11 protein-coding genes are annotated in these 15187 nt (G+C 73.2%); 2 read left to right on the top strand and 9 right to left on the bottom strand.

The window, feature by feature from the left end; genetic code table 11:
* Positions 1-111: 111 nt before the first annotated feature.
* From WME97_RS23575 to gatC, 7 genes are all read right to left on the bottom strand, one after another.
* Positions 112-1404, bottom strand: a complete 1293-nt coding sequence (locus tag WME97_RS23575) for a hemolysin family protein (protein WP_437554991.1) — start codon at positions 1402-1404, stop codon at positions 112-114.
* Positions 1405-1619: 215 nt separating this feature from the next.
* Positions 1620-2756, bottom strand: a complete 1137-nt coding sequence (locus tag WME97_RS23570; protein WP_437554990.1) for a tRNA pseudouridine synthase B — start codon at positions 2754-2756, stop codon at positions 1620-1622.
* 29 nt (positions 2757-2785) lie between these two features.
* On the bottom strand, positions 2786-4051 hold the full coding sequence (locus WME97_RS23565) for a lysophospholipid acyltransferase family protein (RefSeq protein WP_437554989.1): 1266 nt from the start codon (positions 4049-4051) through the stop codon (positions 2786-2788).
* Between the two features lie 20 nt (positions 4052-4071).
* Positions 4072-5244, bottom strand: coding sequence for an NAD-dependent epimerase/dehydratase family protein (locus WME97_RS23560; protein ID WP_437554988.1), 1173 nt, complete (start codon positions 5242-5244; stop codon positions 4072-4074).
* A gap of 77 nt (positions 5245-5321) precedes the next feature.
* Entirely contained in the window at positions 5322-5918 is a 597-nt protein-coding gene (locus WME97_RS23555) for a GNAT family N-acetyltransferase (RefSeq protein WP_437554987.1), read from the bottom strand.
* Between the two features lie 16 nt (positions 5919-5934).
* Entirely contained in the window at positions 5935-7482 is a 1548-nt protein-coding gene (gene gatA, locus WME97_RS23550; RefSeq protein WP_437554986.1) for an Asp-tRNA(Asn)/Glu-tRNA(Gln) amidotransferase subunit GatA, read from the bottom strand.
* A 5-nt stretch (positions 7483-7487) separates the two neighbouring features.
* Positions 7488-7799 carry an Asp-tRNA(Asn)/Glu-tRNA(Gln) amidotransferase subunit GatC gene (gene gatC, locus WME97_RS23545; RefSeq protein ID WP_012236913.1) on the bottom strand — a complete coding sequence of 104 codons (312 nt, stop codon included), beginning with the start codon at positions 7797-7799 and terminating at the stop codon, positions 7488-7490.
* Between the two features lie 160 nt (positions 7800-7959).
* Between gatC and WME97_RS23540 the strand changes: the two genes are divergently transcribed.
* Together WME97_RS23540 and WME97_RS23535 are read left to right on the top strand one after the other, a co-directional pair.
* Positions 7960-10776 (top strand): hypothetical protein, encoded by a 2817-nt coding sequence (locus tag WME97_RS23540; RefSeq protein WP_437554985.1) that lies wholly within the window; start codon positions 7960-7962, stop codon positions 10774-10776.
* 329 nt (positions 10777-11105) lie between these two features.
* Entirely contained in the window at positions 11106-13451 is a 2346-nt protein-coding gene (locus WME97_RS23535) for a PEGA domain-containing protein (protein ID WP_437554984.1), read from the top strand.
* Positions 13452-13671: 220 nt separating this feature from the next.
* Here WME97_RS23535 and WME97_RS23530 read toward each other — a convergent pair whose 3' ends face one another.
* Both WME97_RS23530 and WME97_RS23525 read right to left on the bottom strand, forming a co-directional pair.
* Positions 13672-14661, bottom strand: a complete 990-nt coding sequence (locus tag WME97_RS23530; protein ID WP_437554983.1) for a hypothetical protein — start codon at positions 14659-14661, stop codon at positions 13672-13674.
* Complete coding sequence (locus WME97_RS23525) at positions 14658-15155, bottom strand: hypothetical protein (protein ID WP_272093088.1); 498 nt, start codon at positions 15153-15155, stop codon at positions 14658-14660. Before WME97_RS23525 ends, WME97_RS23530 begins: the two co-directional genes overlap by 4 nt.
* Positions 15156-15187: the final 32 nt, after the last annotated feature.

The raw sequence follows: 15187 nt of genomic DNA, 5'->3' as shown, positions 1-15187 counted from the left end.
GCATCGCCGGCGCTGCGGGAGGCGTGCCTGGGTTCACTGTCTATTGGGGGAGCCGAGGGGGAGGGGGCGGCGATGGCCGCCCTCCGGCGGGCTGGGTTGGCGCGGGGCGATTTAGGCGGCGCCGCCGGCGCCCATGGCGCGGGGGCGGACGATCTCGACCTTGCCGATGTGGCGCTCGTCGCTGTCGCGCACGATGAAGCGGAGGCCGAACTTGCTCACGGCCGTGCCGACCTCGGGCACCTTGCCCACGTGCTGCGTGAGCATCCCGCCGAGAGATTCGTACTTCCCCTCACGGTCGAGCTCGGCGCCAAGATAGGCCGAGAGATCACTCATCGATACGGCCGCGTCGGCGACCAGACGGCCGTCGCCCAGATCCTGGATGGCGGCACCGTCGTCCGTCTCGTCGTGCTCGTCCCGGATGTCTCCGACGATCTCCTCGAGCACGTCCTCCAAGGTGACAATCCCCGACATCCCGCCAAACTCGTCGACCACGATGGCGAGGTGCTGTCTCCGGCTCTTCATCTCCCGGAGCAGCGAAGAGAGAGGCTGCGACTCGGCGACGAAATTGGCAGGGCTCCGCGTGATCTCCCGGAGCGTCGTGTTCTTGAGCCGACGCTCCTCGAGGACCTTGAACAGGTCCTTCGCGTAGAGGAGACCAGCGATGTTGTCGGTCTGATCCTTGTAGACCGGATAACGCGAGTGCCCGCTCTCGGTGACGATCTCCAGCACCTTCTCGAGCGGAGTGGAGATCTCGATGGCCTCGACCTTGGATCGCGGCACCATCACGTCCCGCGCCGTGAGATCGGCGAACTCGAGCACATTGCGGATCATCTCCGCCGGCTCTCGCCCGAAGAGACCAGAACGCTCGACCTCATCGACCAGGATCTCGACCTCCGCCTCGGCAACCCTCGGGTCCGACGGCTGCTCACCATCCCGCGGCCCCAGCTTGGAGCCGATCCAGCCGAGCGGTACGGCGAGCGGCAGCATCGCGATTTCGAGAGGGCGCAAGAAGCGGACCGCCAACGATGCGGCCCGATCGGCGTGCTTGCGGCCCAGCGTGGAGCTGACCTCGTAAAGGGCTCCGCTGAGGACGATGGTGGTCGCCAGCCCGAGATAGAGCGCAGCGCCTGGGGCAATCCGCCGGAAGAAGAGGTCGAAGCAGGCGGCCGTCAGGCTGGTCGATACGACCCAGCCGAGCAGGTAGCGGGAACGGAGCTTGGCGTCTTCCTGACGAATCCGCTCGTAGGCGGCCTTCGTGGGGCCCGTCGCCTGCTCTATCAGCGCGCCGAGCCTCGTCGCGCTCAACGTCGTCAGTGCGGTGTCGGCGCCGACGAACAGCGAGCCAAGTACAGCGGAGAGAACTGCAGCGCCGAGCGCTGGCAATGGAACGAAATCGGGACTCAAACAGAGGCTCCTAACGGACGAATCGTAACGGAACAGGCGAGGGGAGCGCAACCGGACCGGGACGCGAAATCTCAGGAGATGACGGAACCACGCGTTCTTGCCGCTCTCGCCCGAAGGCGGACTCCCCAGCTCGACCGATCCTGCCGAGCGTTGCCAAGGACATGCGCCGTAGATCTGCCGAAGTCCAGGGAATTGCCGTGTGCTGTGGGTTTCTCTTATCTAGCAGCATTCCCACGCGTGTCTGGCGCTTCGGAAAAACCGCGTAGGACGGAAAACCGCATCGGCGACGGTGCTGGATGGCCCTCACCGGCGTCCACATCGGCGACCTCCGAGGCGCCGAGCGCCACGACAACCCCGTCCGGATCGAGCCATACAGCGGCGCCAGGGTGCGCAGGAGCCATGGAGAAGTCGGACTCGGTGAGCGCTTGTCCCATGCGCGCGCGCCGGGCGCCGTGCTCGGTCAGGCGGGCGACCGGGAGGCTCGCGGCGGCTGCGTCGGCGAGCGGGCGCAGCGATGCGCGCAGCGCCTCGGCGCCGGCGTCGAGGGACACGGCCTGCTCCACGGTGAAGCTGCCGCTCGCCGTGCGGCGGAGCGCGGACAGGTGCGCGGGGACGTCGAGGTGCGCGCCCAGGTCGCGCGCCAGCGAGCGCACGTAATAGCCCTTGCTCACCCCGAGCTCGAGATCGAGGGTGGCCGGCGCGGCGCCCGTGGCCGGCGCAGCGCCCGCGGCAGGTGCACCAGGCTCGCCGCGCGAGGCGCCGGTCACCTCGAGCGACCGGACCTCGACGGCCCGCGCCGACAGCTCCACCGCCTGGCCGGCGCGCGCCAGGGCGTAGCTGCGCTGCCCGGCGACCTTGATGGCCGAGTAGGCCGGCGGCGCCTGCTCCCGCCGCGCCCGCTCCGCGTCGATCGCGGCGGCGATGCGCGGCGCCGCGCACGCGAGCGCCTCGGCGCCGGGAGGCCCGCCGGGCCCGGCGAGCGCGCCGAGCTCCGCGTCGAGCCACGGCGGCAGGGGCTGCGTCGCGGTGACCTCCCCGTCCGCGTCGAGGGTGTCCGTCCCCGCACCGAGGACGACGCGCGCCGTGTAGCGCTTGTCCTGCGCGGTCAGGTACGGGGCGAGCTTGGTGGCCTCGCCGACGAGCACCACGAGGACGCCGGACGCCATCGGGTCGAGCGTCCCCGCGTGCCCGATGCGCTTCACGCCCAGGGCGCGGCGCAGGCGGGCCACGACGTCGTGGCTCGTCGGCCCGCGCGGCTTGTCGATCACCAGCACGCCCTCCGGCCGCGCGCCCCTGCTCGTCGCTCGCCCGGGCTCGGCGGGCGGATCCCCTTCGTTTCTAATTTCAGACATGGAGTGAGGATTCGCCTCGGCAGATCGCTTCATCCGAACCAGATCGACTTCCGGGTGGCCAGGGTCTCGTCGATGAGGCCCTGGATCGTCGCGCGCACGCGCTCCGCAAGGCGCCGCACCAGGATCTGATCGTCCGCCGCCTCCGGGCCGTACGCGTCGAACCGCACCGGATCGGCCAGGCGGATCTTCCACTTGGTGGGCGCCGGAACGAGGCCCAGCGGCCCGAGCGCGGGGAAGGTCGGCGTGATGGGCAGGTACGGGATGCCGAGCGCGCGCGTGAGGTGCTCGACCCGATAGAACAGCGGGTTCGTCTCCTCGGCCCCCACGATGGCACACGGGACGAGCGGCGTGCGCGTGCGCAGGCAGAGCCGGATGAAGCCGCCGCGACCGAACCGCTGGAGCTGGTAGCGGTCCTTGTAGAGCTTCCCGCTGCCCTTGACGCCCTCCGGGAAGACCGCGATGAGCCGCTCGCCCGCGAGCAGCCGCTCGGCGTTCTCCTGGCAGGCCCGCACGGCCCCGAGCCGGTTCAGGATCGTGCCGGCGAACGGCAGGTAGTACACGAAATCGTCGGCCAGCCAGCGGAGCTCCCGCCGCGCCGGGTGCTCCCGCCGCACCGCGGCCCGCAGCATGAGCCCGTCGTAGGGGATGGGCCCGCCCGAATGGTTGGACACCACGAGGCACCGCCCCTCGGCGGGAATGCGCTCGATGCCCTCGATATCTATCCTGAAATAAACCCTGTGCAGGAAGTCGAAGAGCGACCTGTACCGGGCCTCGTACTTGGGATCGAAGCCGAACTCGTCGACCTCCTCCGAGCGGCGGCGCAGGCCGGCGCGGCCCCACTGCCGCAGGTAGAAGTCGGTCGACAGGACGTCGCGCGCCGTCCCGGGCTCGGACAGCGGCGGCTCGCTGGCGAAGCCGGCCGACGCGGCGGGCGCTCCGCCCAGGCGCGGGCTCCGCTCGGTCTCGGGCATGCCTCCCGCCGCGCCGCTCGCGTCGGGCGATGGCCCCCCGGCGAGCATCCGCTTGAGCCGCGCCTCGAGCTCCCTGATCTGGCGCTGGAGCTCCTCGGCCGTCACAGGCACGACCGGGGCGTGCACCTCGGACGACTGCGTCTTCCGCCCGTCCGAGGGCTCCGTCGGGCCGATCGGCGCCAGGTACCGGGCCTCCTCGTCCTCGATGTCGGCGCTCGGCACGACCTGCCTGGGCCCCGTCCGATCGGGGCGCCCGCGCGTCGACGGCGGCGATCCATTCCCTGCCCCTGCTTCCTCGAGCTCTCGATCGTGCTCCGTGCCCATCGCTCACCCCCCGAACCGCATCACGCAGGCGTCTCTTGCAGCAGGCGCACGTCCCGCAGCCGCTGCGCGCTCGTGTAATCGAGCAACGCCTCGCGCGTCGTGTAGACCGGCCGGAACCCCATCACCTGCGCCGCCTTCTCGCCGTCCGCCACGCAGAGATAGCGCAGGTACCGCAGGAAGCTGGGCGGGGCGATCGCCGCATGCGCAGCCCAGAGCGCAGAGGCGAGCGGCCCGGCGGCGCTGTGCAGCACCGGGACCGCCGTCCGGCCCGCGAGGCGCACGATCGTGGAGAGCGGCAGCACGCCGTCGCCCACGATGTTGAAGGTCCCGGGGAAATCGCTGTCGATGGCCAGCTTGAAGGCGGCGATGGCGTCGACCTCGTGGATGAACTGCCACAGCGGATCGAAGCCGAGCATCGTCATGACCAGGCGCCGCGCCAGGAACCGGGTGACGTAGTTCTGGACGGTCGGGCCGAGGATCGGCGCGGTCCGCAGGATGGTGACGGTCGTGCCCTTGGCCTTCGCGCCGAAGGCGTTGAGCTCCCGCTCGGCGGCCATCTTGTCCGCGAAGAAGCGCTCGTCCGGGTCCGCCCGGAGCGGGTGCTTCTCCGTGAGGAAATTGGGGTTGGTGGGGTGCGCGCCGTAGAGGATCGTCTGGCTCCAGAGGATCAGCTTGCGCAGGCTCGCCTGGCGCGCCCCGTGGAGCAGGTGCATCGTGCCGACCGACTCGAGCTCGTGGGCCCAGGCGGTCGCCGGGGTGGGCGACGACAGGAAGCAGAGGTGGACGAGCGTGTCCACCTGCTCCGCCGCGAGCACCTCGGCGACGCGCTCCTCGGACGCGGGCTCCGTCAGGTCGACCGTGTGCATGCGCAGCTTGGAGCCGCCCGTGTCCGGCCGCTTGATGTCGATGGCCACAACGCGCGCGATGCGCGGGTCTTCCTCGAGGATCCCGATCAGGTTGCGCCCGAGGAAGGACGCTGCGCCGGTGAGCGCGATGACCCGGCCCCTCGGGCTGGACGACGCGCGCCGGCTGGTCGGCGAGGCCTCCGCCTCTGCGGACGCCGGGGGCTCGCTCGCGCCGGCCGTGGCCGCGCCCGCGGAGGACGCTGGCGCGGCGTGATCTGCGCCGGCGGCGGAGCTCCGCTCGGCGACGTCGTGGGCCGCGGCTTCAGGGTGCTCGGAGGTGGGAGCCATGCGCCGGGCGCGACACTACCTGGTCGGCCGGCGCGCGCAAGCGAAGCGCGACCCAGCCGGGGCTCGCCGCGGCGCTGTCACAACACCCGGCGCAGGACCGGATACGGCTCGAACGTGTGCACCTCGGCGAATCCGTTCCTCGTGAACGCGGAGACCGGGCCGGTCCACAGCTCCTCGTCGCTCACCGGCTCCTTCGGGCGGCGCGGCAGGGCCTCGAGGGCGCGCGCGCCCCAGGAGGGCGCGAGCTCCACCGCGCCCGCGACGAGCGCTGTCGCGACGCCTCGCCGCCGGTGGCCCGGGTGCACGACGGCGCAGCCGATCAGGAAGACGCCGGCGCGATCGCCCGCGAAGCACGGCAGCCCGCGGTACAGGCGGCGCTCGTACGCCTTCGCCACGGCCGCCGCGGGCGCGACCTTGAGCCACCCGACGACGTGCGGCGCCTCCGGCGCGAGCGCCACGACGCCGCGCGCCTCGTCGCTGCCCGAGGCGAGCGCCTCGGCGAACTCCCGGCGGTTCTCGCCCTGGCCGTCCGAGCACCGCGCGAGCCACTCGTTGTTGGTGCCGCCGAAGTGGTAGTACCGGCAGTAGCAGGGCGTGCCGGCGGCCTCGAAGAGCGCCTCGAGCCCCGGGAGGTGCTCGGGGCCGGCCGCCGCCACGGTGATCGCGGAGCTCATCGGCGCGCTCCGCTCGTCATGCGATCGACGCGCGCAGCCCGCGCACCGGGGAGATCTGCTCCCACGCGTAGGCCGCCTGGCAGAGCCGCGCCTCCTCCAGCGCAGGGCCGATGAGCTGCAGGCCGACCGGCAGCGGAGGCCCGCCGTCCGGCGCCTGCGCGGTCGCGCACGGGACGCTGATCGCGGGCAGCCCCGCCATGCTGGCGGGCAGCGTGTAGACGTCGGCCAGGTACATCGACAGCGGATCGTCCACCCGCTCCCCCAGCCGGAACGCGACCGTCGGCGAGACCGGCGCCGCGATGAGGTCCACCTCGCGGAAGGCCTCGTCGAAATCGCGCCGGATCAGCGTCCTGACCTTCTGCGCGCGCAGGTAATACGCGTCGTAGTAGCCCGCGGACAGCACGTACGTGCCGAGCAGGATCCGGCGCTTCACCTCCCGGCCGAACCCCTCGCCGCGCGTCCGGCCGTAGAGGGCCTGGAGGTCCGCCTTCCCGCCGCGGTCGCCCTCCACGCGCAGCCCGAAGCGCACCCCGTCGAAGCGCGCCAGGTTGGACGACGCCTCGGCCGTCGCGACGATGTAGTAGGCCGCCACGGCGTACCGCGTGTGCGGCAGGCGCACGGGCTTGATCTCGCAGCCGAGCCCGCGCAGGCCCTCGATGGCCTCCCGCACCTTCGCCTCGACCCGCGCGTCGATGCCCTTCGCGAAGTACTCCTCGGGCACCCCGATGCGCAGCCCCGCGACGTCGCGGCCGCACGCGGCCTCGCAGGCGCCCACCGGGGCGTCGAGGCTCGTCGCGTCGCGCGGATCGCGGCCCGAGATCACCTCGAGCAGGCGCGCCGCGCCCTTCACGTCCTGCGCGAACGGCCCGATCTGGTCGAGGCTCGAGGCGAACGCGATGAGGCCATAGCGAGAGACGCGGCCGTACGTCGGCTTGATGCCGACGACGCCGGTGAGGCTCGCCGGCTGGCGGATGGAGCCCCCCGTGTCCGACCCGAGCGAGCCGGGCGTCATCCCCGCCGCCACGGCGACCGCGCTTCCGCCGGACGAGCCGCCGGGGATGCGCGACGGGTCCCACGGGTTCTTCACCGGGCCGAATGCGCTGTTCTCGTTCGACGAGCCCATCGCGAACTCGTCCATGTTGCACTTGCCCGGCAGGATCGCGCCGGCCTCGCGCAGGCGGGCGACGACCGTCGCGTCGAACTGCGGGCGGAAGCCGCGCGCCGGGTCGGGCGCCCTGGACGCGCCGTCCCCGCCCGCCGCCGCCCGCGTGAGGATCTTCGAGCCGGCGGTCGTCGGGGCGCCCTCGGTGCAGAGCGCGTCCTTGAGGCCGATCGGCACGCCGGCGAGCGGGCCGAGCGCCTCGCCCCGCGCGCGCCGCGCGTCGAGCGCGCGCGCCGCCGCGACGGCCTGCTCCCCCTGCACGGTGAGGAAGGCGCCGAGCGCGCCGTCGCGCTGCTCGATGCGCGAGAGCGCGGCCCTGGCCACCTCCTCTGCGCTCACCTCGCCGCGCTGCACGAGCGCCGCGAGCTCCGGGATGGATCGATCGAGGATCGCTGTGTCCATCGGCGTCACCCCTCGTCCACGAACGCCGGAACGGCGAACCCGTCGTCCTCGACCCGCGGCGCCTCCCGCAGGGCCACCTCGCGCGGCAGGCTCGGCGCCTCCTCGTCGGCGCGGAGCGGCAGCCGCTCGATCTGCACGTGCGCGGTCGGCGGCACCGCCGAGACGTCGAGCTCCTCGAGCTGCCGGACGTAGCTGAGGATGTTGCCGAGATCACCGGTGAGGCGCTCGATTTCCTCGGCGGAGAGGTCGAGGTGAGCGAGGCGCGCTATCGTCAGCGCCTCGTCGCGGCGGAGAGGGGGCGAGTCAGCGTTCGACATGGGCGCGCCCGATGTAGCACCGCCGGTTCGGCGGACGCTAGCGCCGCGCGCCCCCGAACCTGGCCGCGGTACAAAAACGGTGATAACGGCTGCCGCGCGCGCGTCCGGTCGTCCTCGACCGCCCGGGCAGGAGCCCCGCCCCTCCGCGCGTTGTCCGCGAATGCAGTCCCCGAAAACGCCCTCCCTGCGCCGCGAGCGCATCGGCCTCCTCGTCCTCTGCGCGTCCGCGGCCGTGGCGATGTCGCCCGCCGTCGGCGGAGGCGCTCGCGACCGCTCGACCGCGCTCGCCGCGGAGCTCGCGGAGCGGGGCGTCGCCGCGGCGGCCGGCGACGTGGTGTGGGTGGATCCGCCGCGCGGGGGCCTCCGCCCGTTCGGCGTCGACTCGCGCGCGGTCGCGCGCGGCATGCGCGCCGGCGGCGAGCGCGGGGAGCCCACCGACCTGTACCTCGTCGACGCGAGGCTCTCGCCGGAGGGCGTCCTGCTCGACGTCTCGGCGATCCACAACCTCACCGAGACGAGCGGCGCGGACGAGTCGAGGCCCGTGCTCCGCGGCGAGGCCCTCGCCTACGTCTCGCGCCCGCTGATCGAGGCCGCGTCGCCCACGGTGCACGTGCTCGATCTGGACGGGCAAGCGCTCTCGGGCGGAGCGGACTGGTCCCTCGTCGAGCGGCTCCAGCAGGCCGTCACGAGCTGGCAGGCGACAGGCCGGCTGCGCGGGATCGGCCGGCGCACCTTCGCGATCGACCTCGCCCAAAGCGAGGAGAACGGCGCCGAGGAGCCGCACCCCGAGGAGCAGGGCGCCGAAGAGCCGCGCGCCGAGGAGCCGCGGAGCCGCCGCGGCCCGGACGCGGGCGACGTCGCCGTCGCGCTGGAGGACGACAGCGCGGTCGTCGTCCGCGCAGGCGGCCGCGAGGCCCGCCTGCCGGTGCGCGGCGTGGACGACGCGGCGCTGCCCGCGTGGATCCGCGCCGAGGCGTCCGAGGTCGCGCGGCCAGGGAACCTCGTCACCTGGGCGGTCGACCGCGTGCGCCTCGTGATCGGCGACGCCGCGATGCAGACGGTCAAGGCCGTGGCGTTCACGGCGCTGGATTTCGTGCTCCGTAACAAGGAGGCGGTGACGGGCGACACCGGCGCGGAGGACATCGCCTCGGACCTCGGCAAGAGCGCGCTCGATCCGCCCGTCCGCCAGACCCCGATCGATCCCGAGATCGGCTGGCCGCCGGCGCCGCTCGATCCCTGGGTGACGCCGCCGCTGCCGGGCGAGGGGCAGTGGAACCCTCAGGGGGGCGACGCCTTCGTGCGCCAGCTCGACGGGCTCCCGCCGGCGTTCATGACCACGTTCCTCCGGACGGATCGCTCGCGCAAGGCGACGCGCGTCTACATTGCGCTCTGGGACCCGCGCCAGGTGGAGCTCCACATGATGGCGGGCACGGTGGAGCCCAAGGGCGCGACGGGCGAGGCCGGGCCGGGGCTCATCCCGCGCACGCCCGAGGTCATGAAGCGCGTGGTCGCCGCGTCGAACGCCGGCTTCCAGGCGATGCACGGCGAGTTCGGCATGATGGCCGACGGGGTGATGTACCTGCCGCCGAAGCCCTACGCCGCGACGGTGGCCGTCCGGCGCGACGGCAGCACCGTCTTCGGGAGCTGGTCGGAGGACGAGACCGTCCCCGAATGGATGCTGTCGTTCCGCCAGAACATGACGGTCATGGTCGAGGACGAGAAATGGAATCCCTTCGGCCGGACGTGGTGGGGAGGCACGCCGCCCGGGTGGGCCGACAAGACGCACACGGTCAGGACCGGCATCTGCCTGACCCGGGAGCGCTTCGTCGCTTATTTCTATGGCGCCGACGTGAGCCCCGAGGCCCTGGCCCAGGCGATGATCCAGGCCCGCTGCTCCTACGGGATCGCGCTCGACATGAACGCGGGCCACAGCGGGCTCGAGTTCTATCGTGTGGCGCCGAGCGGCGAGCTGCCGCCGCTCGGGCGCCCGCTCCAGGGGGAATGGGAGACCGAGGGCGACGTCTCGGGGCTCTCGGGCTACCGGTTCCGCGGCCGCCGGCTCATCCGCGGCATGGGCCTGATGAACTTCCCCCGCTATATCCGGCGGGAGGCGCGCGACTTTTTCTACATGACGCTGCGGCACCTGTTGCCGGGGCCGGCCTTGGCGCCCCGCGCGGCGCCGGCCGAGGCGGGGGAGGGCGCCTGGCGCACCCAGGGGCTCCCGCAGCACGGCTTCCCCTACGCGCTCGCGATCACCGAGATCCGCCCCGATCCCGCGCGGCCCGATGTCCGGCTGCGGGTGCTCAAGGTGGACCCGCGGACCGTCACGGCCGCGCCGCTCGGGGAGCCCGGGGCGTCCCCGCCGGCCGGGGCGGGAGCAACCGTGGCGGTCTTCAGCGACGGCGCCGCGACGCCCGGCGCGGGGCAGGGCGAGGGGTCGAGCATCTGGCACTCGGCCGGGTCCTTCTCCGCCTCGCCGGCCTCCCCGGTGCGCGGCGCGGTCCGGATCGCGACGGGGGCGCTCGGCAGCGCGAGGGCCGTGGCCGCGCTGGGCGTCAACGACGAGGATGGGATGCTGATCTACGTCGAACGGGCCGCGGCCGGGCCGTCCAGCGCCCCGGACGCCGCGCTGGCGCCGGACGCATCGGCGCCGCCTCCGGCGCTCGTCGACCCGCACCCGCGCGACGCCAAGCTGCTCCAGGATTTCCTGGCGGGGCTCGGCTGCTCCTCGCGGATCTACCTCTCTCGGCCGCTCTCGGTGGCCCTCGGCGGCGATACCGATCTCTCCGGCGCCGCCGTCCATCCGCCGTCAGGCCCGCGCGCCGTCCGGCTCACGCGCGCCGAGGCGCCTGGCGCTGGCCGGATGTTCGAATCCACACCGATCGTTCCGCACAGCGTCTGGTACCCGCTGCAGCAGAAGCGCGTTCGGTACTTCAAAAAGCCGAAGAAAGAGGAAACGGCAGGCGGCGATCACTGAGCGTCACGGCGCCTTGGCCCTTCCCTGACGTGCAGTAGGCGCTTGTGCGCTGGCGGCCCGACGGACTAATACACGTCGGCCGGTGCATCGATTGCGATCCTTCGGAGCTTGCGACATCTCGGCGCGGATCTGCGTGGGCTCGCCGGGCGGGGGCGCGCGCGCGATGTGCGGGTGGTGGAACGCGCGCAGCGTCGCATTGCGGAGCGCGGCGGACGTCGCGCGCGCAGCGGCCGTCGCGCGCGTCGCGCGTCGCATCGCCGGCGGTGGAGCGCTGGATCCGCGCGAGATCGCGGCGCGCGCGGCGCCTCGCTGCCGCCGAGATCCTCCCGATGGCGCTCGCGAAGTCACCGGACCAGCGGTACGCTGCAGCGGATCAGGGGATTCTAGCGCGCTCCGAGCTCGCCCGCGACGAGCGCTTGTACATCGAGCTCACGCTCGTCGCGCGGACCCTGCGCGATCGTTTCCGTTTCCGGGACGCCGCGGCGAACGGCGCCGCATATCCTGAGGAGTTCTCGACCATGGCGGACAACAAGGGCGGCAGCGATCTGGACGTATTCGAGGGGCTCGCGAAGAAGAAGTCGCCCGCCACGAGCACCGCCCTCGTACCTCCCTCGCCGCCTGCGCGGTCGCGCACCCTCGTCGGCGCGGCGGTGCCGCCGCCGCCGAACCACGCGGCGACGCTCCCCAGCGGCGTGCCGTCTCCGCTTCCGCCGCCCGTGACGCAGAAGGGGGCCGGCCCGTCGTCGCTCCCGCCGCCCGTGCCGTCGAAGGGGACGAGCCCGGGGTCGCTTCCGCCGCCGGTGCCGCCGAAGGGGACCGGTCCGGTGTCGCTCCCACCGCCGTCGCTCCCGCCGCCGTCGCTCCCGCCGCCGTCGCTCCCGCCGCCGGCCGTGACGCAGAAGGGGACCGGTCCGGCGTCGCTTCCGCCGCCCCTGTTGGCGAAGGGGACGAGCCCGGGGTCGCTTCCGCCGCCGATGCCTCCTTCGGTCAAGACGGGCTCCCTGCCGCCCGTGGTGCCGCCTCGGTCGCGCCAGCCGTCCCTGCCCGCGATCAGCGCCCCGGCCCTGCCGTCGAAGAGCCCGCTGCCGCCGGCGCCGGTCAGCGGGGCCTCGGGCTCGCTGCCTCCGGTGGTCCCTCCGCCGGTGCGCCTGCCGTCGGTGAAGCCGCCGCCGAAGGCGGGCGACGACGCGAAGCCTCGCTCGGCCAAGGGCACCGCGGTCGACATGAACTGGGACGACGACGAGGAGTCGACCCACGTCTACGACAAGCAGGGGAACGACTACAATCCTGGGCGCTCGAGCGCGCTGCCGGCGGCGGGCTCGCCGTCGATCCCGAAGGCGGCCGCGGCGCTGGTCGCGAGCTCTGGCGGCGCGGCGTCGGCCTCGCGGGTGCGCACCCCCGTCCCGGCGCCGCCGCCGATCCCGAGCGCCCCGCCCGCGCCGGCGATGCCGCCGGACCTCGGGCTCCGCGCGCTGTCGCGCAAGGACGAGCCGACGGAGATCCGCCCGCGCCACGTGGTGCAGCAGGGCGCCGGCAAGGCGGGCGTGCTCCTCGGCGGGCTCGCGCTGGTCGCCGTGCTCATCCTGGCGGTGGTCATGCTGGTCCCGAAGAAGGGCGCGCTGACGATCGACCTGAAGACCCCGAGCGGCGGCGCCGTCGACCGGGCCGAGATCTTCCTCGACGGCCAGAAGCGCTGCGACACCGTGCCTTGCGTCGTGCGCGATCTCGAGCCCGGCTCGAAGGTGGTCAAGATCCTCGCCCCCGACTTCCCGCCGCGCGACGGCGTCGAGATCGTCGAGGGCGGCAAGGACAAGGTCGTCGTGATCACGCTCGACGCGGCCGGCGCCGAGCGGTCTTCCACCAGCGCGTCGACCACGACCGGCGTGAAGGCGTCGGGCGCGCCCGGCGTGAAGGTCTTCATCGACGGCGAGGAGAAGGGCGTGCTCCCCGTCGAGGTCAGCGTGCCGCCGGGGGAGCACAAGCTCCGCTTCGACGGCGGCGAGCGCTTCGAGCCCCTGGAGCAGACGGTGGAGGTCGGTCAGGGCCAGATGAAGGACCTCGGCGCGGTCGCGCTCAAGGTGCTGAAGGGGCAGGTGACGCTGGAGCTCGCCACGTCGGGCGCCTCGGTCAAGCTGGTGAGCGCCAAGGGCACGGAGAAGAAGCTCCCCGATTCGGCCTGGAAGAAGCCGCCGGTCAAGGTGGATGTCACCGCGTCCGAGCGCTGGAAGATCGTGGCGACGAAGAGGGGGCACCAGGACTTCTCTCAGGCGATCTCGTTCGAGGACGGGCAGGCCGAGAAGACGATCCGGATCGCGCTCGAGGAGGCGCGCAAGTCCGAGCCGGCCGCCGCCGCGCCAGCGCCAGCGCCCGCGCCTGCTCCGGAGCCGGCCGCACCGAGGTCGGAGCCCGTGGCCGCCGCGCCGAAGGCGGAAGCGCCGGCGGAAGCGCCGGAGCCCGCGGCCGCCGCTGGCGGTGCGACGCTGAACATCAACTCGATCCCGGTCTCGAAGGTGGTCCTCGACGGGCGGCCGCTGGGGAGCACGCCCAAGGTGGGCGTCAGCGTCCCTGCGGGGTCGCACACGGTGATGTTCATCCATCCGGATCTCGGGAAGAAGTCGGTCACCGTCACGGTGAAGGCAGGCGAGACCAAGACCGCGGCCGTCAAGTTCGAATGAACAACCGAGCCGCCAGGAACGCCTGAGGACCCGCCAGGGACGCCTGGAGAGCCGCCAGGGACGCCTGGAGAGCCGCCAGGGACGCCTGGACGAGCTGCCAGCGAGTCCAGGCGCTGCCGGACGCTGGCCCTGCTGCTCTGGCGGTTCGTTCGGCTCGCTCCGGGGACGCCCTGGCGTCGTACCGGCGTCCGGCGCGCGCCGCTTCAGGGCCCGAGGCAGCTCACCGCTCGCCCTCGACCCGCTCCGCCCAGGCCCGCCAGGTGGTCGCGCAGCGCGGCTCGTCCGCGTGCGCACCGCCGGCGCAGTACGCCGGGTCGCGCGGGGGGCCCAGCACGAGGATCGCGGTGTTGCTGACGAACGGCAGATCGCGCCGCCAGAGCTCGCGGAACCCGTCGAGGCGCCGGCGGTACTTCTCTGCGTCGCGCGCGTCGAGGAGCTTGTCGAGCTGCGCCCGGATCTTCTGCTTGAGCTCCTCGTCGTCGGTGACGGCGAGCGTGCGCTGGAGGAACCGGATCTGCGCCTCCCGCTCGCCGGCGCGGCCCAGGATGCCCGCGCCGCCGAGCGCCTGCCAGCTGATGTTCGCGTCGCCGCCGCCGAGCTCCGCGGCGCGCGCGAGCATCCTGGCCCCATCGAGGCGCCACTGCGCCTTCTCCTCGGGATCGGTCAGGTACGTGGCCGGCGCGATGAAGCCGACGAACTGGCCGAGCGCGAGCCAGATCTCGCCGTCGAGGGGGCGGTTCTGGACCCCGCGCTCCATGATCTCACGCGCCTTGATGATCTCGTGGCGCGGCGTCGTGCTCATCTGGAACGTGATGAGCGCGTCCGCGAACAGGTAGGGCTCGCGGAAGGTCGGGTCGAGCGCGTTGATGGCGTCGAGCAGCAGGGTGAGGTTCTCGAACCGGCGCCGCTCCATGGTGTGCATGCCCTGCGAGACGAGCACGTGCGACCAGAGCAGATCGGCCAGCGCAGCGCGGTAGCCGAGCGACAGGGTGACCACCTCGTCCGGAGGCGGCAGGACGTACACGTCGGAGGTCTCGGCGACCCGCCGCTCCAGGTCCGCGGCCGGCGCGCGCACGCTCCCGATGGCGACGGCGGCGGCGGCCGAAAGCGCGACCGTGACGAGCGCGTCGCGCGCGCCAGCGAGGCGGGCAAGGAGCGAGGGGGCCGCCGGAGGGGCCCCTGGCCCGGGCACCGGGGGGTCGCCCATCATTCCACCTCGCGGTCCACGAACATGCCCGGCAGCACGCGGGCCGGCTCCCCGGGGATCCGCTCGCCGCGCACCTCGAACGTGGACAGCACACCGTCGCCGTCGAGGTCGCCGTGCGCGGTTGCCGTGAAGCGCATGGCCTTCGACGCGTCGAGCTCGCTCGTGAACTGGAAGGAGAACGCGTGGGGCCCCTCGAAGCGGAAGTCGAGCGAGCGCCACGTGAGGTGCTCCCACGACTCCGGCGGATCGACCGCGCGCACGCCGCGCGGCACCTGGGCCGGGGTCAGCGGGGCGGACGGGGGGAAGCTGATCTCCTGCGGCCGCGACTCGGCGTAGGCGACCGCGCTCGTCACCAGCCGGTCGAGCCCCTCGATGGGCTCGCTCAGCTTGGACGCGCTGAGGTTTCGGAAGAACGCGGGGACGGCGACGGCGAGGACGCTGCCGCCGACCGCGAAGGCCGCGCTGAGCTCCAGCGCGCTCCAGGAGCGCCAGGTCATGGGCTCTCTCTACCTCACCCCTCCACGATCGA

Origin of the sequence: Sorangium sp. So ce367 (assembly GCF_051520455.1) — a bacterium.
Lineage (GTDB): Bacteria > Myxococcota_A > Polyangia > Polyangiales > Polyangiaceae > Sorangium > Sorangium cellulosum_B.
This window is presented reverse-complemented; position numbering and strand designations above follow the sequence as displayed.

Bases quoted from the DNA above. Each gene is read 5' to 3' on its own strand.
- WME97_RS23570 (WP_437554990.1), bottom strand. From the start codon at position 2,756: ATGTCTGAAATTAGAAACGAAGGGGATCCGCCCGCCGAGCCCGGGCGA.
- WME97_RS23565 (WP_437554989.1), bottom strand. From the start codon at position 4,051: ATGGGCACGGAGCACGATCGAGAGCTCGAGGAAGCAGGGGCAGGGAAT.
- WME97_RS23560 (WP_437554988.1), bottom strand. From the start codon at position 5,244: ATGGCTCCCACCTCCGAGCACCCTGAAGCCGCGGCCCACGACGTCGCC.
- WME97_RS23555 (WP_437554987.1), bottom strand. From the start codon at position 5,918: ATGAGCTCCGCGATCACCGTGGCGGCGGCCGGCCCCGAGCACCTCCCG.
- gatA (WP_437554986.1), bottom strand. From the start codon at position 7,482: ATGGACACAGCGATCCTCGATCGATCCATCCCGGAGCTCGCGGCGCTC.
- gatC (WP_012236913.1), bottom strand. From the start codon at position 7,799: ATGTCGAACGCTGACTCGCCCCCTCTCCGCCGCGACGAGGCGCTGACG.
- WME97_RS23540 (WP_437554985.1), top strand. From the start codon at position 7,960: ATGCAGTCCCCGAAAACGCCCTCCCTGCGCCGCGAGCGCATCGGCCTC.
- WME97_RS23535 (WP_437554984.1), top strand. From the start codon at position 11,106: ATGGCGCTCGCGAAGTCACCGGACCAGCGGTACGCTGCAGCGGATCAG.
- WME97_RS23530 (WP_437554983.1), bottom strand. From the start codon at position 14,661: ATGATGGGCGACCCCCCGGTGCCCGGGCCAGGGGCCCCTCCGGCGGCC.
- WME97_RS23525 (WP_272093088.1), bottom strand. From the start codon at position 15,155: ATGACCTGGCGCTCCTGGAGCGCGCTGGAGCTCAGCGCGGCCTTCGCG.